This is a genomic window from Bacillus sp. 05T31 (assembly GCF_056396725.1).
Genome location: NZ_JBFTMA010000760.1, coordinates 1 through 3,725, shown reverse-complemented (window position 1 = coordinate 3,725; position 3,725 = coordinate 1). Strand labels below are relative to the sequence as shown.

2 protein-coding genes and 1 pseudogene are annotated in these 3,725 nt (G+C 33.5%); all 3 read left to right on the top strand.

Going from position 1 to position 3,725, the window contains the following annotated elements:
• Positions 1 to 1,201: 1,201 nt before the first annotated feature.
• Positions 1,202 to 1,571: pseudogene (locus AC1DJR_RS27895) on the top strand (hypothetical protein).
• A gap of 432 nt (positions 1,572 to 2,003) precedes the next feature.
• Complete coding sequence (gene sigI / locus AC1DJR_RS27890; RefSeq protein WP_002128341.1) at positions 2,004 to 2,726, top strand: RNA polymerase sigma factor SigI; 723 nt, start codon at positions 2,004 to 2,006, stop codon at positions 2,724 to 2,726.
• Positions 2,719 to 3,725: anti-sigma factor domain-containing protein (locus tag AC1DJR_RS27885; RefSeq protein ID WP_477004036.1), on the top strand; the 1,007-nt coding region annotated here is incomplete at its 3' end. The genes sigI and AC1DJR_RS27885, both read left to right, overlap by 8 nt.

The following is a 3,725-nucleotide window of genomic DNA, read 5'->3' as shown; positions in this document are numbered from 1 at the left end:
GTTTTGTAGAGAAATTAGGTTTTTTTCATCACTTCATTAGAGTTTTTTAGGCTTCGTTCGTTGGTATACTTCACACAATATTATAAAGGAAATAGAACTTACTGAAGATAACATATGAATGTTTTATAAATGTATCAAAAAAGTGAACAAAATCGTTATTTTGCACAACAAGGTAGTCAGCGTAATGAAATAACTGCTTGTAAAAAAAGAAGCCCTATAGGAAATATTACAGGGCTTCACCAAGTTGAGTTATGTCGTATTCACAAGGGATTTTAACATGATATTTGTGTTGAATAAACTGGTAAATGTGTCCAAGTAATTTGGAGCTATTTTATAAAAAAAGAGAAGCGCTTAATCAGGACGCTCCTCTTAATGCCAATACACAATAACTATCCCATTATACTGTATAAGCGTAAAATATTTAACAATTACCTTCATGGTAAATATTTCATTTTGTCTTAGTACCTTTAAATCACGAAAAAAGGTTCTGCTGTTTCCAACAGAACCTTTCCTAAAATGGCAAAGAGTAACTCTTACCTTACTCTTTGTTCATATACTACAGGAGTTTTAATGAAAATCCAAGGCTCCTTATATTGAGAAATAAAGAAGAATCATTATAAAAAATTTTATCTTTTTTCATAAATAAAAGAGCAGCTAGCAAAAACTAACTGCTCAATACAAGGAGATACAGAGAAAACTAAATGGATTTTGGCATACAGCCTATCAACATTATGGACATAATATTGATTTTTATTCGAAGGAATTCATGTTTTACAAATCAGATTATGATAGTCGATATTCTCCATATTGACCAGAAAAGAACCAAGAATTCTAGTGAAATGCCAAGTGTTCTTTTCCTAGTTTTTTGAAATTCTTTTACTAAATAGCCAATAGCGCTAATTGCTAGAAGAATGAAAAGAATAAGTTCTAGTGTAACTGGCATTTGATCTACTCCTAATCCGTTATTTTAATTTAGTATATAACGATTATAAGATATTTTTGTGGTTAGTGGTGAGAAATTAAACAAAACCATCTCTTTACGAAAAAAGGTCCTGTTGTTTCCAACAGAACCTTTCCTAAAATGGCAAAGAGTAACTCTTACCTTACTCTTTGTTCATATACTACAGGAGTTTTAATGAAAATCCAAGGCTCCTTATATTGAGAAATAAAGAAGAATCATTTAAATTGTTTTTGAGTAGAAATGAAAATAGGGGTTTGCCTTAAACATTTATTATTAATCAAGAATATGAGTATAGAAACAGGGTTAAATTTTGTAATGGTGGAGGGGATTGTTGTGGACATAACTCAAAGTGTGGTAAGAATAGTGGTTAATGGGAAAGACCTTCCGTTCACTTCAGTTCAAACCTCTGCATGGAATCATGGACCTGTAAATGATTTAATCGTTTCGACGAATCAGAGAGTGAATGAGCTTTATCAATTCATGTGGTCACAAGTACCAGTTACGATCTCGGTGTATTTTCTTCAAGGGGCGGACTTAATGAGATTCGCTAGGATCGCTGGAATTAATGAACGTGTAACGGGAGAATATATATCATTTCATTTGGGGATAAGAAGAATTCAAAGTAGCTTAACAGCTGCTTTTTTATTTTGCATAGAAAAAGGAACCATAATAGGATCCTTAATTTGATTCAGAAGTTGTGTAGTTTTTCTTGATGATATCTTTTATGTTGATAATTAAGGATAGAAAGAAAAAGCTAAAATTACCAAAAATATAGCGAAGAGTTATTCAAAGATTGCAGCTAAAATAGAAAAGAGCAAGAAGAACAAGTGGTATTGCAAAAGAAAACAAGAAAGTAATACAAAATACAGACTTCACTTTAGTACAAGTGGAAAAAATAGTCRTATAAAAAGTCGGCCTCGAAAAATATGAGCACCAGCAAGAAGACAAGCCCAAAGAAAAGTACTAAGAAAATGTGGTTAAATGGTCACTTGTTTAGTGGCCATTTTGCTATTTGAAGCAGAAGGAGGCAGGGAGATTACTAGTGTTGAGTTTAGTAATGAAAATCTTAAAAAAAACGAAAATAGAAGATATCGTATTTAACATACAAAACAACGGAGGAGATAAGGAAGCTTTTATCGTACAGTATCAGCCGTTTATTAGAAAATCAATCTCGTCTGTCTGCCGCAGGTACATTACAGAACAGGATGATGAATATAGTATTGGATTGTTTGCGTTTAACGAAGCAATTGAACAGTATTCATATAAAAAAGGAAAATCTTTTCTAGCGTTTGCTGATCTTCTTATAAAAAGAGATGTAATTGACTATATACGCAAGGAGTCTAAGCATAATCTTGTCTTTTTAAAAGAAGATAAGCAAGAGGAAATATTAGAAATACAAGTATCGCTTACGGAGTATATGAAAGAGATGGAAAATAGTAACCGTAAGGAGGAAATTCTTCATTTTCAAAGTGTRCTAGCTGAGTTTAAAATCACATTTTCAGAGCTTGCTAAGGAATCCCCTAAGCATCGTGATACGCGTGAGCACTTAATAGAAATTGTAAAGATTATTATAAAAGACGAGAAAATGATGGAAGAGCTGTTCCGAAAGAAAAAGTTACCCCTTAAACATATTGAACCACGTGTTAGGGTAAGTCGTAAAACGTTGGAGCGACATCGAAAATACATTATTGCGATGTGTATTATCTTTGCAAACAACTATACATATATTCTGGATTATATAAGAGGGGAGAAGCATGATGAATAAAGGAATTGTGATGGATATAAAGAAACATAACGTAGTTGTTTTAACTCCAAATGGAGAGTTTATTACGTTTAAAAGAAAAGTACACTCTTACATGATTGGAGAGGAAATCTCGTTTAACGAACAAGAGCAAAGAGCACCGCGTTTTTCAATCCCTTYTTTCTTAAAGCCTGCATCATTACTTGTTACTTGTTTTCTATGTGTGTTGCTGTTTTTCTACAACCAACCAGAAGAAAAAGTATTTGCTTATGTCTCAGTTGATATAAATCCAAGTTTAGAGGTGAGCGTAACAAAGGATCTTCGTGTTATAGATTTGCGAGCTTGTAATGATGATGGAAGGCGTATTTTAAAAGAAATGAAACGATGGGAAAATAAACACCTGCAAGACGTAATACGTACTATTATAAAGCAGAGTCAAAAGGATAAGTACTTAACGAATGATAAGCAAGTTATGCTAACAGCTGTTACAAAGGACAAGTCGTTAGAATCTCAGTTGGAAAAGGCTATGCAAGAATTAAAGAAAGAGTATGAGATAAAACATATTACAGTCGTATATCAAAGCAGTACGATGCAAATACGAGAGAATGCCAAKAAAGCAGGRGTTGGMACRGGYGTTTATATAAARCAAGAGAAWGAGAAGCARAAATCGCTTACGCCACCTGCATCGCCGTCTAATCAAGAGGAGCGCGATGAGGAGATACATTCACAACCAAAGTCATCTCCTGATGTATCATCGGATTCATCTCCTGTAAAAGAAGAAAGATACGAGAAGCAAGAGCATATAGAACAAAAGCAACCAAAGGAACAGCAACCGAAGCAAATAAAAGAAAATAATGGACATCAGCAAGAAAATAATGGACATCAGCAAGAAAATAACGGTAGAGGGTCTCAGCAAGAAAATAATGGACATCAGCAAGAAAACAACGGTAGAGAACCTCGAAAAGAAAATAATGGACACCAGCAAGAAAACAACGGTAGAGGTCCGCAAAAAGAAAATAATGG